The organism is Singulisphaera acidiphila DSM 18658, assembly GCF_000242455.2.
Lineage (GTDB): Bacteria > Planctomycetota > Planctomycetia > Isosphaerales > Isosphaeraceae > Singulisphaera > Singulisphaera acidiphila.
Genome location: NC_019892.1, coordinates 2611316 through 2631132 on the forward strand (window position 1 = coordinate 2611316; position 19817 = coordinate 2631132).

A 19817-nucleotide genomic window follows, 5' to 3' on the forward strand; every position below is an offset into this window, starting at 1 on the left:
GCAAGCCCGGTGCAAGCGGCTCGGTCGTAAGCGTCAGGCCCGCTCGACGGTCATCTTTTCTGGGGGGCGGCAGGAGAACGACGCATCCCGAAGGCCGGGAACTTCGTGGTGACGTTGCTCAGCACGGAACGGCGATTCGCTCGAGGCATCCATCGCGGCTCACGACGATCAGCTCACCCGTCCTTCGGCTCGGAAAACAGGCGATCGCCTCGGGGATTTCGACGCGGGTCGAGTGGGTGACCGTGAACCGGTCGGCGCCGCAGCGGAGCCATTCGACCTGAGAAGCGGTCACCGCCGCAACCAGGCGAGAACGAACCAGGGTGGCCGCGAGACACGGCCGCGACCGGAGCGATCGATTGCTGGCGACCAGATCCAGAAGGCCTTCCTCAAAGCGCAAGGCGGACCAGAAGAGGGCCCCTTCTCGATCCAGGCCAACAAGCTCGAGGTGCTCGGCATCGCTCTGGTTCCAGGCCAGCATGACCGAGCGCAGGGAGTTGCCTTGCGCTTGGGAAGGTCTCCAAACGAGGCCCGTGGCATGCCGGGTCGTGCCGGTTGGCTCGACGAGGCACCATTCCCGTCCGTCGTGGATCAGCAACGAGAACGGCAGCCCTGTTTTGCCGGGACGGGCCACGAGCAGGCCGGCCGGTGGGTCTGCATCAGGCCTGGTGAGCGAGCTGCTTCCCCAGGAGGTGAGTGTTCTGACGGTCAGGTAGTAAATGGCTTGGCCATCCCAAACGCCCACGAGTTCGACGCCGTCGACCGTGAGGATCGGAGTGAGCCAGGGACCGGACAAGTCATCGACCGTCATGCCAAGGATCAGGCGATAGGTTCCGTCGGGCGATGCCGCGTAGGAGCTGAGCACTCCCGAGTCCTGGCCGATGCTGCGCAGGACGACCAGGGACTGGCCGTCGCTGCTGGCGGCAAGTGCGGTGACAGGGTGGGGATCCGAGGCGACCAGGACGATCTCGTTCCGCTCGGGTCGGTAGCCATACACATCGCCCGCCTCGAAGCCGAGGAAGAGATCATCCGACCCAGGGGCTGAGCAGGCCGCGGTCACGAGGCTCGTCCCGAGCTTATTTTTTCTCGTTTCGCCACGTTTCGAGGTTCGCTCGCGCGGCAGCGGGCCTGCCTTGTTGGCCACAGCTCTGACAGCGAACTCCGCGTCCCTGACGAGCGCGGTGGGCCAGATCCCCAGCTTGCCGAACACCTCCGACACGATCCGCCCCGGGGGTGATCCGGTTTTAGCCAGTTCTCGAAGGCGGGCCGCCAGCCCTAACCGTGCCCGATCGTGGAGTTCGCCGCGAATCGATTCGAGAGAAGGACGCCCGGCCAGTCGGGCGAGGTCGTGATAATACCGGTCCCATTCGGCGCCGATGACCCGCTTGTCCGCGAGGTAGGCATCCGCTTCATCGAGCAAGCCGATGATGCTTCGCGTCGAACCTGCTTCCGCGTATTGGTTCGTGGCTTCAATGAGACAGGCAACCGCATTTCCCTGGGGACGTTGGTTCCATCCGACCAGGTAGTGGGCCAGCGCGAGGTCGGGGCGTTTTGCCTTCGATGCCAGTAAGCGGCCGGCGGAGAGGTGCCCTCCCTCCGAAGTGACCAATCGTTCCGCAGCGCGCTGATATTCGATCAGGGCGTCGTCCATGTCGCCGACGCGAACGAGAAGATCCCCGGCCGCCTCGTGGTCCTCGGCTTGTTGGTAAAACCGCAAGGCGCGGTCGATCTCGCCAGCGGCCTCGAACTCCCGGGCCGCTCCCCGCCAATCCTCGAGCTTGGTCAGAAGCAGGATCGCGGCATCATGATGGAGCTCCGCACGCGAGAGCGCATGAGCCGCCATTCGAAAGTCCTTCAAGAGCTTGCCGTAAATCAGGGCCGCGCGGCGGGAGTCGCCACGTCGCTCGGCCTCTTCGGCCGCCTTGCGATACTCGCGTTTCAACTCATTCAGGACGTCGTCCGCACCAAGCCAGACCCGGGCCGGCTTGCGACTCGACATGCCCAGCAGTTCGCTGAGCGAGTAGGCGAACGCATTCAGCGGCAACTGATCTTCGGTCCCGACCGACTCGCGGCGCCCATGATCAGCCTCGCCAAGAGGCAGAGCACGACGGAGAGCCATTTCGAGATCCCCTTCGCGAAACTCGCGTAAGAGCGACCTCAATGCCGCCGCCTGGCGTCCCAGAACGGCTTCGCTCAATCGAGGGGCCAGGTTCATTGCCCCGCCGACCCATCCCGCCCCCAGTCTGGCGAGCCCCTTGAGGCCCAGCGCCTGGCCGAGCCAGATCAGGCTACGGCCCGCGCCAAGGGTCGCCTTGCCCGCCATCGTCGAGATCGGACCTGCTTCATCGGGGCGGGGAACCTCCGTCCCGATTCCCGTCTCGCCCGCTTCAAGCCAGGTCTCGGGCGACTCGTGAGGGAGCTCCAAAAGGATTTCTTCGATCCTCTCGGCCAGCACGATGCGTTCCGGAAAAGGGTGCCAGGTGAGGCGAGGCGCAGCGTCTGCCGTGAGCCAACGGCTCAGGTCGAGAGGATACCGAGGATCGAAACTGAGCACCCCTCCCCACGGCGGAAAGACCAGGGCGCGGCCCTGGACGAGTCCCTCGGCCTCGTCGTCCAGCAGAGCAGGGACCAGTTCGGCATCAACGGGCACGTACAGGTTAATCGAGGGCCGCCGGAGCCGAACCACCCCTGGCAGTGGCTGCGTCGATGGTCCGTCGAGTTTGATCAGGAATCCCCCGTCGACCGGATGGATCCGTCCCGTCGGATCCAGTTCGAGTCGCGCACAGAGCCGGAATAGCTCGATCGCCTCCGAACCCAGGAACAGGAGAGCGACCGCCGGGTCCGTCGCGCCGCGTCGTTTGAGCTGAAGCGGAACCTTCATGGGCTTTGGCTCCCTTCGACTCCCGAGGCTTCCTGCAAGGCGGTCCTGAAACTCGCTTCTCCGTTCTCGGTGGCCGGTCCCCCGGTCAGATGGGCGGGGCCAATCCTTGTCCCGTCCGGCATCCAGCCCGCAAGCTGGTTGCGAAACATATAGAACATGCACACGAGTTCGCCGGTCTTCCCGAGAACCGAGACTTGGCCGATGAAGTCGACGTGCACTGAAAGACCTGAGAACGAGCATGACCCAAGAAATCGTTTCGAGTCCGTGGTAAGCGGAGATCGACCGCGAGGGGCGGGAACGGTCCGAAACGATTGCTCATCGAACTTCTGAGCCAGAAAGGTCGACACGTTTCCCCGCCCCTGCGTTAACTCGAGAACAGGTCTGTCCCAGCGTATGAGATGAATAAACTCGCCCACGTAGATCACCAAAGCCAATTTTCCCAGCCTGACGTTGACTCGCTGGTGAGAACGTCCTTTCGGGGAAACATAAATCGGCGTTGATTCGCCCGTGACATCCTTGACTTCGAGGTGTCGGCTACTCGACTTGCGTGCGAAGTATTGCCCGTCGGCCGAGATGGCGAAGCCGATTGCCTTGGGCGAGCAAGGGACGTTGGCGATTACGCGGAACGAACTTGTCGAGAAAAAAAGGAGGGACACGAGAGACGTCTGCACTCGATCGGCGACAACGGCCACGATGACGTCTCCCCCCCGCCGAGTCGAGAGGATGTGGTTGCCCTGGAGACTCGGTCGGCCGTCGAGGGTTGGGATGATCGTCTTGACGACGCCCGACCCGTTCTGAATGTCGATCGCCCCGTTTGATTCATGAAGCCGGAGAGCGAATCCCTGAACGGGGAGGGGAAGTAAACTCGGAACCGCCAGAGAATGGTCCGGAAGATGGCTCCGTGCGTGGTGGAAGGCACGCTTGGCCCGATTCGAGACCGGGTCCGTCGGATTGAGCGGCGGAAACCGCCACTCCTCCGGGCGCGCGCTGAGATCCAGCGCGAAGATTGGCCCGAGTGAATTCCGGGCGACGAGGGCCTCATGGCTTCTGAGATACGACCATTCGGGTTTGGTCGCCATTGCCGTCCCGAGCGAATGAGCTGTACAGCATCGTGTACTGAAATCATAGCAGCCAATGACATAGTCAGATCCGCACTTGCCGACGACAACGAACCCGCCCGCAACTCCCACGATCGACTCGACTCGGGAGAGTGGATGTCCCTTGAGGAGGACTCGAGGGAGCATTTCCATACGCGTTCCATCGATCCGACACGCGTGTAAGAGCCCTTGCTGTCCGGTGAAGAGGATCCACTTCCCCGACCCGTCGAAGTCGAACAAGCCACCGGGGATCGGGCCGAGGGCACCCAGGACAAAAGGGAAGCCGGGTGTCTCAATGTCACCTTGCCAGCTTGCTGGCTCTGCGTTTTCGGTGCCGTGAGCCGGAGCAGGGGCATTCTCCCGAGGGAGCGGGACGCGGAGGGTGGATCGGACGACGGCCGCTCCTCGAGAAAGTTCCGACAAGGCCACACATCCCTCGCCGTTGACTGTGACCGCGAACAGTCGGGTCGAAGTCTCGACTCGGCGGGCGGCCGCTACAACGGCCGGTTCCCGGAGGGTTCGTGGATGCGTCAGCAACACGACGTCGCGAAGCCGCGATTCGCCACGTTGTTCGAGAATCGTCTTGAGCGTCAGGCCGGGATCGGGGGAAAGGTCACTGGACTCGAGCAACGCCCCCAACTCCTCTTCGTCGAGCTGGCGAGGATCGACGGCACGGCCCTCCCGACTGGTCGCGGCGATCGAGAATGGAATCTTCCGACGCTCTGCCTGCCGCCCCAGCGCCATCGCAGCGGCCCCCAGGACGAGCCGGACCGCTCCCCAGGTCAGCACCCCCTGATCGAGCACAACCACGACCTCTTCCGGCACCGGAATCCGTGGCTCCTCCCGTTGGTAGAAGAGGAGTTCGTGTTCCGCGAACCGACGGACGAACTCGTCCCCCTCGAGCGCGAGCTGGGTCGGAACGATCCGCTCGGGCTGACCCCGCGTCGCCACATCCGAGTACCCCCCCATCGGTAGCGAGGCCGGGGTGAGGCGGCGGGGAGGCAGGGTCAAGGCTCCGGCCAGGTGGACGGCCAACGACGTCGTTCCCGCGAGCCGAGGCCGATGTTCGAGCGCGGCCAGGACAGCGGAGAGCGTCCTGGGACGGGGGAGGGTGGCTACCCGTTCCGCCACGCTCTCGTGGATCGCTCCTCGGCCATAGCGGAGCCAGTGACGGAGTTCGTCCGACGTGAGTTCGCTGACCCCTTGAATAATCAAGCGTTCAAAACGAGGAGGATCGAGCGGGGGGAGAACCGCGACTCCGGTTCGCGGCTCGCCGAACGGTTCGGCCAAAGGCCGGGTCAAGGCGAGATGGAGTGCCGACAGGTCGGGCGGGTCGGGCACGCGGGGAACGTTGCAGCAGAGCCGAGCACAGAGAGCGCCTGCGTTCCGGAGCGGAAGTCCCCACTCCCGAAAGGCCTGCTCCAGGGTCGCCGGACCTTGAATCGACGTGGTGGTCTGGATGCGTGTCCCGAGTCCAAGGAGCCGGAGCAAGTGAAGGATGAAACTGAACGAGATCGGGCGAGCCGAGGAATGAAAGCCTTCGAGGAAAAGCGAGATCTCCGCCGCCATGGCAAAGGTCAGGCCGATTTCCGGGCCGTCGCAGGCGTATTCCACAGCCTCGCCCGTGGGGCACCAGCGGAGGTCGCCAAGCCATCGGCAGTAGCTCTCCGAGATTGCCAGGTAGTCTTCCACACGGCTCATGCCTGCAGACTCCTTCCCGCGAGCCTGATGCCGGCCAGGGTCAGCGGTCGGAAGAGTGAAGAAGAAACCACCTCATAACCGCGGGGGGTGAACCACAGGAGTTCGGCGGACGCGATGTTCAGCGCCCTTCGGATCGCATCTTCCGACAGGCTGGGATCGGTTCGGAATCCGAGCGGGATCAGCACCTTTGTCCCCCAGTACCGCGTTCCATCGGTGACAACGGGGAGGGCTGATCCCAGCACCATCACCAGATCGCCCGCTAGGGTAGCGTGTAATGACTTGAGCCGTGACGACGGAACGGTCTCGGCCCACGCGGACAATGCATTCAAACGGCAACGTAGTGCACTCGCGGGGCGTGCTTCCTCATTGCGGACGAGTTCAATACGGGCCGGCCGCGGCGCCACTCGTTGCGGTAAGGACACATCGATCGATGCCGGCACGAGAGCACTTGCCAGCGGAACGGATGCCTCGTCAAGTTCGCGAGGGATTCCCAACGTCGGTAGATGCTGGCCGAGCGCATACCAGAACCTGTCGTTGTCATTCCGGGCAAAAAAGCAGACGCCCGACACCGGGAAGAGCCGTCGCAAGACCTCCTGATGCCCGACCGGCCACCGCACCCAGGCACGGTCGCCACGGACCAACATCCGGATGGCCGGCTCGCGGCGGAATCCGGCAAGAGTGGCGAGCTGAGGCAGCGGCACGCTTGCGCAACAGATCTGGTCCAGGGTGGGGGCCATCAGTTCAACCCAACCGTCCGAGAAGTTGACTGGTTCGTTCGAGGAGGTGGCGTCTCATCGATTCGTCGGGGAGCCAGGCTGCACGGTCACTCAGGTCGGCAACCTGTTCACGAAACCGCGCGGTCGCGGTCAGCGTCAACGACCCTTGCTGGATCGTTGCGCTGATGGCGTCGAGCTGACCTGCGATCTCCTCGCCCCCAAGCCGTTCGGGGACGGTCGCCAGCGGATGGGCCCGCTCGACCCCGGCGTGGGGCTCGATCACGGCTTCGACCAGCGATGCCAGTGGGCCGATCTGTTCCTCGCGGTCCCAGACATAGCGGAGAGGCCAGAAGTCCGCGATCAGAGCCACCGGTCGACCACACAAGACGGCTGAGGCCGCCACCAGCTTCAAGACCTTGACCGCTCGGCGGTCGGAGAGGGTAACGCCAAGGTCGCGGACCTTGAAAATGAGCTCGGAATAAGGAGCCGTGATCTTTGAGAGGTCGACGTCATAAATCCGCCGGGAGAGGCTGCGCAAGTCGGCCGATGAAATCGAGGCATCCGTCGTTTGGAATCGCTCCATTTCCCAGCCTGCGGCCAGCAGCCGAGGCATCGCATCGCGCTTCAAATGGTCGACGTGGCAGCGTAACAGGAATCGATCGAAGAGAGCGTGAAGCGTCTCATCCTCCGGGAGGTGGTTGGAGGCCGAGAAGAGCGAGAGCATTGGCAAACGATGGGTCTCGGCGCCGCGTCGATAAACCCGCTCGTTGAGAACCGAGAGCAGGTTATTCAAAATCGCGCTGTTGGCGTTGAACAACTCGTCCAGGAAGACGAACTCCGCTTCCGGGAGCATTCCGGTCGTGACGGTCGCCACCGTCCCCTCCCGGAGCCGCACGAGGTCGATTGGGCCGAACACCTCGTTGGGTTCAGAGAACCGGGTCAGAAGATACTCGAAGTAGCGTCCTTGAACCGTGGCGGCGAACTGCCGGATCAAGGCGGACTTGGCGGTTCCAGGGGGGCCGTGCAAGAAGAGATGTTCTCCCGCGACAACCGCCAAGGCGATCAGGTCAATCACCTCGTCGCGGCCGACGAACCGCCCTTTGAGAACGTCGACGACCTCGTGGCGAAGTCGTACAGCCGGGTCGTCAATCATGTCGACTTGTCCTCGAAGTTCCCACCGAAGATTTCGCTCGGGCTCAATCGTTTCGCACAAGATCGACGTATTCGTTCAAGGATTCGTCGGGCCGCCAATTCGGATTTTGATATTTCGCCCAGCGCTCGGCATAAAGCTGCATCAACCCGGAATGGCCACAGAGATCGGGAGGAGAATCCGGCCCTGTGTCCAGGTCGGCGAGGACTCCCGACAGCGGCCAATGACGCAAGAGCGTCGCAAGCCGTTCCGCAAGGGGATCGGGCTCGTGTTTCGCCAGCGCCCGTTTACGGAGCTGTGGGAGAAATCGAAACAAGAGGTCTGCGGTCAGATGATGCGACGGAGTCGTCGGACGGTGGGACATCGCGACCCATCGCTTGATTTCCGCGCTTGACGAATCGTGATTCACCAGGGCCCAACTCGCCCGGATCACGAGCGAGCTGGCTTCAATGGCCGTGCCCGCATCGAACTCGATCGGAGGCCCGGCGATATCGAGGCGATAGGCGTCGAAGGCCACTTGGAGCAGTTGCTTTGCTGCTGGGCTCGATGCGTCCATGCGCGGACTCTGCCGGAAGACGAGACGGCCTTCATAAAGCAGAGGTGGCAATAACTCTTCGAGCCAATTCATGGAGCGACGATTTCTGCCCTTGGACAAGCAAGGGCGAGCCCGCCGGCCGGTTCTTTCAAGGACGTCTCAACCCGGCGGGCCTGAACCATCCGATCACATCAATCATTGTCAAGCATACCGCACCGGAGCGCGCCCGGGAAAGTCCTCCTCCCCGGGCATCCGACCGGTTCACTCGGATCGCCCCAAGTGGACGCCTGTCTAAGACTGATGCTGAGGATCAGATCCGATAGAGCGGCTCATATTTTTGCTTCAGCGACTGGACCAAGGGAGCGTGATTCAGCGGGGAGCCGGTGACCACCTCCACCAGGCGAGACGAGCGGTAGCGTTGGCCTTGGAGATGAACCCGTTCTCGGAGCCAGGCGAGGAGTGGAGCAAAGTTTCCTTGGCCTAAGAGGTTGTCCAGGTTTCCGAGATCGGTGTTCGCCTGGGCGAACAACTGGGCAGCGAAGATGTTGCCCAAGGTGTATGTGGGGAAATAGCCGAACAGGCCGGCACTCCAGTGAATGTCTTGGAGGCAGCCTTCCGCATTGTTGCTTGGGCGAATGCCGAGATACTCGGCATATTTGCGGTTCCAGGCCTCCGGGAGGTCGGCCGCCGTCAATTGACCTGAGAGCAGTTCGCGTTCCAATTCGAAGCGGACGAGGATGTGAAGGTTGTACGTCACCTCATCGGCTTCGACTCGAATCAGCGACGGCTCGACGCGATTGATCGCGAGGTGGAATTCGTCGAGCGAGACGTTCGGAAAGGACTCGGGAAAAAAGCGTTGGGCAATCGGCAGGAAGTGACTCCAGAACGGTCGGCTGCGTCCAACCGCGTTTTCCCAGAGCCGAGATTGCGACTCGTGGATTCCGAGGGAGACGGATTCGCCCATGGGGGTGCCGAAGTGCGCCGGGTCGAGTCCTTGTTCATAGAGGCCGTGGCCGACCTCATGCATGATCCCGAAGAGCGCATCGGCGAATTGGTCGTGATGGAAACGGGTGGTGATCCGGCAGTCGCCCGGGCCGATCCCGCTGCAGAAGGGATGGGCCGTGGTGTCGAGCCGGCCCTTTGAGAAATCGAAGCCGAGAGCACCGGCAACCAGTTCGCCGAAGATCCGTTGGCGATCCACCGGGAACTCACCGCGAAGGATCGCGACGTTCGGTTTGATCGGGGACTCGGCGATGGCCCGGACCAGCGGTACGAGGTCGGTACGGAGGGCGTCGAACAAGACGGCGATCTCTGCACTCTTCGCACCTGGCTCATATTCGTCGAGGAGTGCGTCGTAATCTGCCGTCCCATCGCCCAGGCATTCGGCTTCGCGTTGTTTGAGCGCAACGATCCGTTCAAGCCAGGGTTGAAAGTGGGCGTAGTCGGCTTTGCTGCGTGCGGTGATCCACTCCTGTTGGGAGATCGAGACTGTTCGTGCCATCTCTTCGACGAGCGACCGAGGCAGTCGGGTGAGGCGCTGGTAGTTGCGCTTCAGTTCGCGGATGTTGACCGCGGCCGGGGAATCGGCGTCTTGCACCAAGGGGGTGCCGTCGAGTTGTTCGAGTAACTCCCCGATGATCGGGTCGGTCGCCTTCTCGTGATGAAGGCCGGCCAGGAGCGCCATTTGCCGGCTCCGGTGCTCGACCCCTCCCGTGGGCATGTACGTTTGCTCGTCCCAACCGAGCAGGGATGAGCACGACGCCAGCAGCGAGGCCTCACGGGAGCGTCGGATCAAATCTTCATAAGCCGCGTCCGCTTGCATCGACTCTCACCCCCTCGGATCGGCCGGTCGTCAACCCCGCTGCGACTCGAACCGAAACGAAATCGTTGATCCGTCACTTGACCGAAACGATCGGCCGACTTTCAAAGTAGACTTTGAGCTTCAGAAAATGCTTCTCGAGAAGATGCCAGCTTAGCCAGGCCATGGACAGAGTGGAACCCGTGGCCAGCGCCACGTAGACGACACGTTCGATCGCGACCGAGTCCGTCCAGGCCGCCACTCGTGCGGGGAGGGAAAGTCCATCGGAAACGAGGATGAATATCGAGTTATAGACGTAGATACCGTAACTGTAGCGTCCCAGTGATCGCAGGAAGCCCAGATTGAAGAAACGGGTGAGCGGAGTCACCTGTGTGGTGGCCACGAGCAGGACGATCAAGGAGGCGAAGAAGAGGTCGAGCAACAAATAGCCCAAAGTCTGAACCATGGAATCATGAAACCTGAGTCCAACTCGCCAAAGGGCGAGCAAGATGAGAGCGGTTCCGCTGAGCGTTGCCCCCTTCCTGGCGAGAGGCACGATGGCATCAAGTCCGCGCTCCCCTCGGATCACCAGCGCAAGAAGGGCCCCGAGCGCGAGCCCATCCATGCGGCTGAGCGTCAATGTGTATGCGCTCAAGACGAGTCCCTGCCGGACGAGCCCGATCCTGACTACGAAGGCGATCGCAATTAGGGCGAGGCAGACCCGGACGGACGACTTCCGATCCAGAGTGAATACGACCAGGGGCCAGACGAGGTAAAAGTGCTCCTCGACAGCCAACGACCAGAAGTGGCTCAAGGGAAACCATTTGCCTTGAAGCAAGATGAGAAGGTTGGTGCTGTAGGTCCAGAGCCAGGGCCAGGCGTGTTCAATACCCTTGAATCCATCGGTCCATCGGTTCATCCAGGGAAGGAGTCCGAACAGGACCAGGAGCGTGCCGTAGTAGAGCGGGAAAATCCGGAGCGCTCGACGCATGTAAAAGTTTCGAAATCGATGCGATGCCGAGCGGGTATCGTAGAGGATTCCCGTGATCAGGAAACCGGAGAGAACGAAAAAGAGATTGACGCCGCACCAACCGACCGTCGTCAGCTTGAAGAGGAGCCTGGAATACAAGCTCTGCCCCGACATGCCCATCGTGAAGTGATAGCTCATCACCAGCAAGATGGCCAAGCCGCGGACACCATCCAGGACCGTCCAGTGTTTGGCCAGGGAAGCGGGCGCACTCCCATTGCCCACCTGCAAATCTTTTGCCGGGAACGGATGCGGCCGATCGACTTCTTGATGAATTCGCATGTGATCGTCCGTGATCGTGGTGCGTGCCTCGTGATCCGTCGTTGGTGCGACTCGACGTCCGTTGGCATCGGGCGGGAGTCACTCAAGCTGAATTTATCGAATCACCCCCGGCTGGTCTACCCGGCTCCGACCGGCCGGTAGGGGCGATGGCGATCACGCAGTTCAGTACGGCCCAGGCGAAATGAACGATTTGTGGGGCCACGGCTTGAAGCGAAGGGGGGGGCCGCTCGGCTCATCAGCGAGCGGCCCGACGGATTCAACTCTGCACGACGCGAAGCGTGAATTGTCCGGAGACGGGGCCTCCGACCGGCGAATTCCGCAGCCGCGGCTTCAGGCTCAGGGTGGCGACCCCCTGGGTTCCGATCAAGGAGGCGAGTTTCGGGGGCGCGGCGAGCACCGTGTAATTGAGTTGGGTGGAGGTCGGCGTCCGTGATGTCAGGTCGGTCGTGGGACCTGTCACTTCGGTTACGATATTTCCCCCTGCCTTACGCGCAATGAGGGTGAAAATCCCGTGGGTGTTGGTTGAGGAAGGGGGCAAGGAGGGATTGGAGGCCAGCGTGCCCGCAATCTTAGCATTTCCAAGGCCGGGAACACGCGCCGAACCCGACAGAGTTAACTGGGATTCACCACCGGGAATTCCGGCGGGAGTCGCGTTGTATCGACCGGTGAACGTGGCCCGAAGCCCCGTCGGAGCGGGCGCGGCACGGTCGACAATGGCCGAGACATGGCTCAATGCAATTCGATCTTCGAGGGCCCATTGTCCGGACGGACGGAATTGGTGCTTGACTCGCATGCTCGTTAACCTCTTTCGATGTCACGTCATTGGAGGTGGGTGGATTGGGACCCATTCGCATGGCAAGACGTCCCAATTCTGTCGAAAACCAACCCATCAAAAACATTACCACGAGAATTTCTGGCAATCTAGACAGAATAGGCCCTTTCAGGAAAAGTTACGCGAACTTTGCCGATTAGTTTGTTTTTTTAGATTTCTTCGATTTTGCTGGCGATGTCCGTGCATTTGCGATTGAACCGACAGGACTTGCAACGGCGATTCGACCGCCCCATGCTGGGTTTGCTTCTGAGCAGGGCATGGGTTTGGTATCCGATTTGACGTCTCAAGTGGGGCGCAAGCAGGCGTCGGTCATTCCACCGCATGATCCATAGAAACCGGAGAACATTGATGATGATTCGTGACTCGGAGCAGTCAAGGCGCTGGGGAAGTTCGCGGGGGCTGGTCGTGACTTCGATCCTGGCTTGCTCATTGGCTTCTCCCTACACCCTCCGACCAGGCCTTGCCGGTGACAATGTCGCCGTTGTCGACGCCGTTACAGCGGCCCCTGTTCCGCGTCTTCCTCGCGACAATTTGCGGCTCTATCACGATGCCGATTCTCACGCGCAGCCGGTGCGGAGTGTCGATGACTGGCTGCTGCGTCGGGCCAAGATCGTCGCGGGGGCGGAAGCGATCATGGGCCCCCTTCCCGGCCTCGAAAAACGCTGTACGTTGGACATGAAAGTCGAGGAGGAACTGGATTGCGGTCGGTATGTGAGGCGGTTGATCACGTACGCCTCGGAGCCTGGCTCCCGCGTTCCCGCCTATCTCTTGATTCCCAAGTCGGCTCTCGGCCCCCAAGGAAAGCCGGCCCCCGCCGTGCTCTGCCTACACGGCACCGATAATGTCGTGGGACATGGCACAGTGGTCGGTGTCGGGAACAAGAAGAATCGTAAGCCTTCAGCGGAACTCAGCGATGGGCACGGGCATGGGTGGCAACTCATCGGTGCGTAGGTAGGCGCGAATCGCCTCGGTTACGGCGGAGACGGGATTGTGGCCGCGTTGCTTCAGCGTGCGGAAGACGCTCATCAGAATCGCCTGAGTCTCGGCCCCGTCCTCGCTGCCGTTGGCGTAGCTGTTCTTCCTCGCGATTACGGCCGGGCGGATTTGACGCTCGCCGTGATTGTTGTCGAACGGGACTTCGGGATGGTCCAGGAATGTGAACAACTCGGACGCATGCCGCCGCAGTCGTTTGATCAAGCGGCGGGCGTGCTGGTGCTCCCAGGGTTGGGCCAGCAGTTCGCGCAACCTCCCGTCCAACCGCTGCCGGCGCGAGGTGAACGCCTTCGTGGAGAGTTCCTTCCGCCGCTTGCTCAGGCGGATCGAGTCGCGGATCAACCGCTTCAATTGCTGGGAAAACGCCGGCCAGTCGCCGCCGGGCTTGTGGTAATGTTGCGTCCGCTTCAGGTCGCGCAGCAGGTGCGGCAGACATTTCTGTTTCTGCTCGCAGACGACCGTGTTGTAGGCACCCCAAAAGTCGGTGACCAACACACCGGTGAATTCCTTCTTGAAGAACCGCTTCAACGCCGGACTGCCCCGCCGCCGGTCAATCATGTAATACGTGACGTCCTTCGAGGCGAAACACCACAACCAGTAGGTCGTGCCGTTGACTCGCCAACCGGTCTCGTCGGCGTGCAACACGGCGCTGTCGAGGGCTTGGGTCTGAATCTCGAGGTACCAGGCCCGAAGGATTTCCCGCAGCCGCCGCCACATCTGGATCAGGCCGCCGGAAGACAGCTTGAACTGGAGGTGGAAATTGAAGACGTCGATGATCTGGGCCAGCGTGGTCCCCAGCAGGTAGTGGAGCCAGGCCGAGAGGACCACGACACGGAGACCGATGGTCGAGCCGGACAAGGCGTCGGGGACAGTCGGTTCGACGGTGGTGCGGCAGTGCGGGCACCAGGAGCGATGGATCGTGTGCTCGGTGACCACCGGCGTAATGTCGACGGGGATGTCCTCGATGACGCGGGTCCGGGAACCACGGCAGGGTCGCACCGGCCCGTGACACTTGGGACAGGCCGAGAGGGTGTGCTCCTCCTGGCGATCGATCCGCGTCGGCGCGGGCCGATGCAGGCCGGGATGTCCCGGCCTGGCCCCTTTGGGTTTGGCCCGTCCCTTGGCGGGTGGCTTCGCGTAAGGCGGAGTCTGTCCCGAAGGCGCCGACGGGTCCGTACCGATCGGCACGCCGACCTTCTTTTCAGCCAGTTGCTTGGCCAAGTTCAGGAGCGCGAAGACGACCGCTTCCTGGCCCTGCTGAAAGATCAGCGTGGCTTGCTCGGCCGTCAGTTGCGGACCGAGAACAGTCAGCAGGGATGCCACATCAAGGGTGTCTGAACCCGTCGTTGCCATGGGCATAGTGAAATGGAGCGGTCCTCAGATTGCAAGACGAACTGAATTCGGCGGAAGGCTTACGAAGAATCGGCAGTATGCGAGTGAACTCGCGGAGCGCGGATTCGTGACGCTTGCCCCTAACTATCCGCTTCTTGCCAAGTATCAACCTGACCTGAAGGCGCTTGGCTGGCAGAGCGGCACGCTGAAAGCCGTCTGGGACAATATTCGGGGCATTGACCTGCTTCAGTCGCTCCCCGCTGTGAAGCCAGGGGCCGTCGGCGCGATCGGACACTCGCTCGGTGGCCACAACGCGATCTACACGGCTCTGTTCGACGACCGGATCCAGGTTGTGGTCTCGAGTTGTGGACTGGACTCGTTCCTCGACTACAAAGGGGCCAATGAGGCACTCTGGATGCCCGAGCAAGGTTGGGCCCAGACGCGGTACATGGCGCGGCTGTCAGGCTATCGGAATCGTCTCAAGGACATACCATTCGACTTCCATGAACTTGTCGGAGCGCTCGCACCTCGGCATGTTCTGATTGTTGCTCCCTTGCACGACGCGAACTTCAGCGCCGAGAGCGTTGACCGAGTCGCGGCGGCGGCAAGCCAGGTCTATCAGCTCTACGGCCAGCCGTCGCGACTACAGGTTGAGCACCCGGACTGCGACCATGACTTTCCCTCGGAGATGCGCGAAAAGGCGTACGGACTGTTTGAAGCCGAACTAAAGTAGCCTTCAGAGACATGGCTCTACTTCCCACCGGCGAGAGCAATTCAACACTCCCCACATGGCCGTTCTGAGCCATCTGTCCTCCGTAGTCCCAACAAGGCTGCCGTTCATCGCCACGGCCCTTCGGAGCGCCTTGGGACTCGTGCGCTTTACCATGTCATGTGTGATTTCGAGCACTCCCGCTACGATTGGGCGGGTGTGCTCGCCCGGTCGCGAACGGCTCTGGGGCGGCAAGCACTCGCCCTTCCAGGGCTGGCATGGCCTGCCTGAATTTCGAAAAGTTGTGTGAAAGTTACTCGATCTGAATTTTTTGGGACCATTTTCGTTCGGACTGTCGCACTAATTGGATGTCGGGCCCAAACGAACCGAGCCGCCCCGACGACGAATGCTCGTTGACGAATAGTAAAGACGTTATGTTGATGTCAATGTTGATGCCATTCTAGGGCGTGATCCCCGTTTGGCCGAGTACCCCTGCGCCTCGAATCTCTCAAGTTCGCCGGCTTGATCGCGGCATCACGTTGCGCGTGGGTTTGTTCCGCCTGTCCGATCGCCCCCGCTGGTGGATCGCAGGCGGCGATTGATATTGGTTCGGAATTCATACTCTTCCATCTCTTCCCGGCAAAAGGAGACAGCGATGGCCTCGCTCGTCCGTGCGCTTTATTTGGGGTCGCTGGTCATGTCGTGCCTCCTGCTCAAAACGGTCCCCGTCGTTGCTGCCGACTCTCCAAGCGTCGAACTCCCCGGTCAGGAACAGGTCGTGGGTGACTCTGTAGCGGAGGGGCTCACGGCGGGAACCCGGGAGACTGCGCCCGAGGATAGCGTCGCGATCGACGTCCTCGAAGGGCTTCGATCCCGGCAACTCGCTGTGGTGGCCGAGGGCACCGGAGATGGGCGAATGATCCTCTCTCTGACCAACCGAACCCAGAAAAAACTCCGTGTGGTTCTTCCTCCGGGGCTGGTCGCGTCCGGGCTCACCGGTCAATTCGGTGGTATGGGGGGCGGCGGTCGCGGCGGGCGTGGTGGCCGTGGCGGAGGCGGCGGCGGGATGGGCATGGGTATGGGTATGGGGGGCGGCATGGGCGGTGGTGGCATGGGCATGGGCGGTGGTGGCATGGGAGGAATGGGTGGGGGCGGTGGGATGATGAGCAGCGGGACGATGCCGGCGTCGATGGGGATGATGATGGTGGGCCGACTGATCATGTCAATGGTAGGCGAGCGTGATAGTTGGGATCAGACAACGCTGATGTCGGGGATGATGGGCGGCGGCGGAATGGGCATGGGTATGGGGGGGATGGGGACGGGTGGAATGGGCATGGGTATGGGCGGGCGTGGAGGAGGGTTCCGCTCCGTTCCCGCCGGCCGGGCGCCGGAGACGACACTCAAGGTGAAGGAGACGCGCCGCCTGTCGACGATTGCGATCAGTCTTGACGGGCCGAGGGACGACGAGCAGGTGAACGTTCCCGCCAAAGGGGAGCGGCTCCGCTTGGGCGAGATCGGTCAGCTCAAGCGGGGAACGCGGACCGAGCATGTCCTGAATCGACTGGGGGCAGAGAAGGTTCCCGAGCCCGTGGCTCAGCTTGTTCTCTGGAACGTTGCGGCGGGAGTCGATTGGACGCAGGCGGCACGGCTCTCGCGGTCTTGGGCGAATTCAGCGGAGCTTGCGTTGGCGAAGCAGTTTGTCTCGCGTCTTAACGCTGAGGGCGTTGCGGCCGGGACGCCCGACACCGGCCATCTCTTCTGGGAGGAAGTGAGGCGGGATTCCGACGCCGACTCGCTGGCCGCCGCAATGACCGCGCTGTTGCAGAAGCATCTTGTGCTTGGTCTCAAGCCCGAACGCGGCGTGCCGACTTCGCCTCCTGGACCTGCGTTGTCCTGTCGCTTCACCATTGAAGCGGGCAAGGTGAGCGTCGCTCTCGCCAAGTCGGATGCGCAGGGGCGGAGCTGGAGTTCGCTCGGTTCCTTGGTGATACCGGTCAGCGCGCTCGACGCCGGCCTCGACCAAGCAGCGATCGAGTCGAAGGCGGCCGAGGTCATCGACGCGATGTCGGCAGGCTTACTTGGCAAGATCGCCCGTGCTGAACTGGTCAAGGGGCCGAAGGTGAAAGGGAAAGACACGTATACCGTCCGGGTCGACAACGGTTCGCCGCTGATCGTGAGCGGGTTGGCCATCGCAGGGGCGGAGTCGTCGAAACCGATCCCGTTCACCGCGCTGGGGGGCCTGAGTGTGTCGCCATTGACATCGTTGAAATTGCCCGTGACGCCGGAAATCGTCGAGCAGCTTGGTCTGAAACAGCGCGTTCGGATCGTCGCGGCAGACCTCGACGGACTTTGAGAGGGCCGGCCGTCCCGTTTCGTCGAAACGATCTCCGGTCTTTGAGATCAGCCTGCCGCTCCTGCCCCTCAGGGGATTGGCAGGCTGGTGCCGACTTGAAAGGCCGGAGTCATGAATGCAGATTTGCTAATAAGATTTTCTCTCAATTCCAAGCAAGCAATTCCTAATGTGGAATTGCGGAATTGATTAAGCCTCGGACTTTCTCGATCTCTTCCTTGGTATAGCGCCTGGCCTCGGAGAGGCTGAAGTCGACCTTTAACGCGAGGCGGCGGATGAATGCGTCGACGGCATCATCACAGAGTCGACGACGCTGCTCGACCCCGATCGGTGCACCGCTCCCTGTTTCTCTCGGGTCGTCGAGCGTTGCCTTCAATTCGTGCAAGACCTCGGGAGCATCGATCTCGCGGAGGACTGCCAGGAGGAAGGTGAGCTCGTCGAGTCGACCTCGATGGATGGCCTCGATGAGTTGCTTTCTTGCGCCCGGGGCTCCGATCCGCGAGAGGGCGACGGTTGCGGGTAGTGACCTCGGAACGGGGGCCGGAGCCGTTTCCAGGGCGACTTTTTCGCTGGGGGGCTGGGCTTGCCCGGCTCGAAGGACGTTCTCGGCCTCCTTGCCGGGAAAATAGGCGAGCAGGAGCAAGGCGGTGGCGGAGGGGTTGCCATGTCGCACGCTCTTGCAGAGGGCCACCCCCAACGTGGTCCGTGCCACGATCGTGGAAAGATCGTCACGCTCATAGAGACTCGTGGCGGCGCGTTCTTGAATGTCCGCCGACTCGTCGTTCAAGGCCTGCTCCAAGAGGGGGAGCGCAGCCGCACCATCGACCACTTTCAGCAAGATCACCACTTCTCGCCTGATCGATTCGTCAGGGTCGTGCAGGTAAGGAGTGAGGGCCGGTATGATGTGGGGGCCCAGTCCTTGCAATTCGGTCAGGAGAGTCGAGTCGCCCTGCCTCGCCGCCTCGAAGGCTTTGTTGACCTTGGCGGCAATCACTTGAGCCTGTCCCGACTCGTTGGATTCGGTTGCCATCGCGTCAGACCTCCAGGATAGGGCGGCCCCTCCGTCGATCGCTGTCATCGCCACGAACAACACCGTGGCGCAGCGGTGAGCTTTGCCCATGAACCATGCCTCCCGCTACGGGTTCATGACGTTGGCATGCGCCTTGGGTATTTTCAGTTTGCTCTTCCCCGCACCGACCATCAAATCGTCCGAGTCTGTCGAGTGATCGTGGACCTTGAGAAAATGGCCTGCCTCATGCGCAAGGACTTCGTCGGCGGTGATGTCGGTCAGGTTATCTTCCAGGATCGTCATCTTGTCCGTATCGATTGTGCCGGCTTCCACGTCGTCGATGTTCGGGGTGGCGTCCTGCTCGTACTCCCAGACGAAGAAGACATTGTAATCCGCGCCCGGATCGCGCTTGGATTTAATCAGTTCCCACTCGTCCTCACTCAAGGGAACTCCGGGAATCGCCCGGGCCCATCGAACCACATTGCCCAGGTCTTTGTTGATCACCAAAGGCTTGGCCGATCGCACTTTGAACTCGATGTTCGCTTGCGGTTCGTAGATGTCGTTGACGAGTTTCGTCAGTTTGACTTCATCGCCGAGGCTTCGCGTGGTCCTGTGTTTAACGGGCTTGGCCGAGTCTTCCACATAAAAGAAGGAGGTCACGATCGTCTTCTTGTTCTTCACGGCAACCTCCAAGGTTCCGAGCAGGTTGCCGCTGGCATCCTTTGCCTCGATCAGAGTCGTCGCGTGCGAAAGACCGCCGATCTGAATCAGGTTGGGACTGATCTGGACCACGGAGGCAATGGCGGGGTTTTTGCATGAAAACGTCACGCCGTTCGTGTTCGTCACCTTGACGAGTTTGAAGCCGGCGACCGGGACCATCTGCCAGGGCGGATTGACCTTCTTATCGAATCCGTTGTTCACCTTGGTCTCTTCGAAGCGAACCGGAGGATGGGGAGGGGCAGGGGGGCCGGTTGCGAGTTCGTTGAGCTTGGCGATGGTGACGTTATTCGTGTCGACTCGTCCATCACTCCATCCGAAATGAAACCTCTGAAAGTTTCGGATCGCCCCGATCGTCTTGGGACCGACAAGTCCATCGACCGCCAGGAGCGGCTGAGGCCCTCCCTTGGACGTCGGAATCCGGTTGAGCAATTCCTGGATCGTTTTCACGTCGGCGGTGCGATTACTCCCACCTTCGCCGACCGGTGCGGAAATGGACTTCGCCATCAAACGACCTCCGAGCGATTCGGATCGCCACAAGTTGGGCGAGCCGCCAGGTGTCGCACGTTCAGACAACCGGGGGCACCATACCCACCGATTGTAGTGTTCCGGTCTCTCGCAATCGTTTTTGGTCGGAATGGATGCGTGAATGAAAGGAATGCATCTCCCTCCACTCTTGCGAGGGGAACCG

Annotated in this window: 14 protein-coding genes; 3 read left to right on the forward strand and 11 right to left on the reverse strand. The window is 61.7% G+C overall.

Annotated elements, in window-relative coordinates; translation table 11 throughout:
• Window positions 1-118: 118 nt before the first annotated feature.
• From SINAC_RS10405 to SINAC_RS10440, 8 genes are all read right to left on the reverse strand, one after another.
• Window positions 119-2878, reverse strand: coding sequence for a tetratricopeptide repeat protein (locus tag SINAC_RS10405; protein ID WP_015245619.1), 2760 nt, complete (start codon window positions 2876-2878; stop codon window positions 119-121).
• A complete protein-coding gene (locus SINAC_RS10410; RefSeq protein WP_015245620.1) occupies window positions 2875-5676 on the reverse strand; it encodes a hypothetical protein in 2802 nt (933 codons plus the stop codon). Before SINAC_RS10410 ends, SINAC_RS10405 begins: the two co-directional genes overlap by 4 nt.
• Entirely contained in the window at window positions 5673-6413 is a 741-nt protein-coding gene (locus SINAC_RS10415) for a hypothetical protein (protein ID WP_015245621.1), read from the reverse strand. Before SINAC_RS10415 ends, SINAC_RS10410 begins: the two co-directional genes overlap by 4 nt.
• A 4-nt stretch (window positions 6414-6417) precedes the next feature.
• Window positions 6418-7545 (reverse strand): AAA family ATPase, encoded by a 1128-nt coding sequence (locus tag SINAC_RS10420; RefSeq protein ID WP_015245622.1) that lies wholly within the window; start codon window positions 7543-7545, stop codon window positions 6418-6420.
• Between the two features lie 43 nt (window positions 7546-7588).
• Window positions 7589-8170, reverse strand: a complete 582-nt coding sequence (locus SINAC_RS10425; RefSeq protein WP_020465537.1) for a hypothetical protein — start codon at window positions 8168-8170, stop codon at window positions 7589-7591.
• A gap of 217 nt (window positions 8171-8387) precedes the next feature.
• Window positions 8388-9899, reverse strand: a complete 1512-nt coding sequence (locus SINAC_RS10430) for a carboxypeptidase M32 (protein ID WP_015245624.1) — start codon at window positions 9897-9899, stop codon at window positions 8388-8390.
• Window positions 9900-9972: 73 nt separating this feature from the next.
• The gene (locus tag SINAC_RS10435) at window positions 9973-11184 is read right to left on the reverse strand and encodes an acyltransferase family protein (RefSeq protein ID WP_015245625.1); all 1212 of its coding nucleotides are present in this window, start codon (window positions 11182-11184) and stop codon (window positions 9973-9975) included.
• Window positions 11185-11440: 256 nt separating this feature from the next.
• The gene (locus tag SINAC_RS10440; RefSeq protein ID WP_015245626.1) at window positions 11441-11977 is read right to left on the reverse strand and encodes a hypothetical protein; all 537 of its coding nucleotides are present in this window, start codon (window positions 11975-11977) and stop codon (window positions 11441-11443) included.
• A 387-nt stretch (window positions 11978-12364) separates the two neighbouring features.
• Here SINAC_RS10440 and SINAC_RS10445 point away from each other — a divergent pair, with 387 nt between their 5' ends.
• Window positions 12365-12967 (forward strand): hypothetical protein, encoded by a 603-nt coding sequence (locus SINAC_RS10445; protein WP_026011903.1) that lies wholly within the window; start codon window positions 12365-12367, stop codon window positions 12965-12967.
• Here the strand turns inward: SINAC_RS10445 and tnpC are convergent.
• Window positions 12914-14368 carry an IS66 family transposase gene (gene tnpC, locus SINAC_RS10450; protein WP_015245510.1) on the reverse strand — a complete coding sequence of 485 codons (1455 nt, stop codon included), beginning with the start codon at window positions 14366-14368 and terminating at the stop codon, window positions 12914-12916. The genes SINAC_RS10445 and tnpC overlap by 54 nt on opposite strands.
• Between tnpC and SINAC_RS10455 the strand changes: the two genes are divergently transcribed.
• On the forward strand, window positions 14361-15074 hold the full coding sequence (locus tag SINAC_RS10455; protein WP_081578279.1) for an alpha/beta hydrolase family protein: 714 nt from the start codon (window positions 14361-14363) through the stop codon (window positions 15072-15074). The two genes, tnpC and SINAC_RS10455, sit on opposite strands and share 8 nt — an antisense overlap.
• A 631-nt stretch (window positions 15075-15705) precedes the next feature.
• Entirely contained in the window at window positions 15706-17403 is a 1698-nt protein-coding gene (locus SINAC_RS39445) for a hypothetical protein (RefSeq protein WP_015245627.1), read from the forward strand.
• A gap of 163 nt (window positions 17404-17566) precedes the next feature.
• On the opposite strand, the gene SINAC_RS10465 is transcribed toward SINAC_RS39445, so the two are convergent.
• Window positions 17567-18520: a HEAT repeat domain-containing protein gene (locus SINAC_RS10465; protein ID WP_015245628.1), complete on the reverse strand. Its 954-nt coding sequence runs from the start codon at window positions 18518-18520 to the stop codon at window positions 17567-17569.
• Window positions 18521-18535: 15 nt separating this feature from the next.
• Window positions 18536-19633, reverse strand: coding sequence for a peptidoglycan-binding protein (locus tag SINAC_RS10470; RefSeq protein ID WP_015245629.1), 1098 nt, complete (start codon window positions 19631-19633; stop codon window positions 18536-18538).
• Between the last annotated feature and the right edge of the window lie 184 nt (window positions 19634-19817).

Excerpts from the sequence above, each read along its gene's own strand:
- SINAC_RS10445 (WP_026011903.1), top strand. The coding sequence starts at position 12,365 with ATGATGATTCGTGACTCGGAGCAGTCAAGGCGCTGGGGAAGTTCGCGG.
- SINAC_RS10410 (WP_015245620.1), bottom strand. The coding sequence starts at position 5,676 with ATGAGCCGTGTGGAAGACTACCTGGCAATCTCGGAGAGCTACTGCCGA.
- tnpC (WP_015245510.1), bottom strand. The coding sequence starts at position 14,368 with ATGCCCATGGCAACGACGGGTTCAGACACCCTTGATGTGGCATCCCTG.
- SINAC_RS10470 (WP_015245629.1), bottom strand. The coding sequence starts at position 19,633 with ATGGCGAAGTCCATTTCCGCACCGGTCGGCGAAGGTGGGAGTAATCGC.
- SINAC_RS10405 (WP_015245619.1), bottom strand. The coding sequence starts at position 2,878 with ATGAAGGTTCCGCTTCAGCTCAAACGACGCGGCGCGACGGACCCGGCG.
- SINAC_RS10420 (WP_015245622.1), bottom strand. The coding sequence starts at position 7,545 with ATGATTGACGACCCGGCTGTACGACTTCGCCACGAGGTCGTCGACGTT.
- SINAC_RS10435 (WP_015245625.1), bottom strand. The coding sequence starts at position 11,184 with ATGCGAATTCATCAAGAAGTCGATCGGCCGCATCCGTTCCCGGCAAAA.
- SINAC_RS10415 (WP_015245621.1), bottom strand. The coding sequence starts at position 6,413 with ATGGCCCCCACCCTGGACCAGATCTGTTGCGCAAGCGTGCCGCTGCCT.
- SINAC_RS10455 (WP_081578279.1), top strand. The coding sequence starts at position 14,361 with ATGGGCATAGTGAAATGGAGCGGTCCTCAGATTGCAAGACGAACTGAA.
- SINAC_RS10465 (WP_015245628.1), bottom strand. The coding sequence starts at position 18,520 with ATGGGCAAAGCTCACCGCTGCGCCACGGTGTTGTTCGTGGCGATGACA.
- SINAC_RS39445 (WP_015245627.1), top strand. The coding sequence starts at position 15,706 with ATGGCCTCGCTCGTCCGTGCGCTTTATTTGGGGTCGCTGGTCATGTCG.
- SINAC_RS10430 (WP_015245624.1), bottom strand. The coding sequence starts at position 9,899 with ATGCAAGCGGACGCGGCTTATGAAGATTTGATCCGACGCTCCCGTGAG.
- SINAC_RS10440 (WP_015245626.1), bottom strand. The coding sequence starts at position 11,977 with ATGCGAGTCAAGCACCAATTCCGTCCGTCCGGACAATGGGCCCTCGAA.
- SINAC_RS10425 (WP_020465537.1), bottom strand. The coding sequence starts at position 8,170 with ATGAATTGGCTCGAAGAGTTATTGCCACCTCTGCTTTATGAAGGCCGT.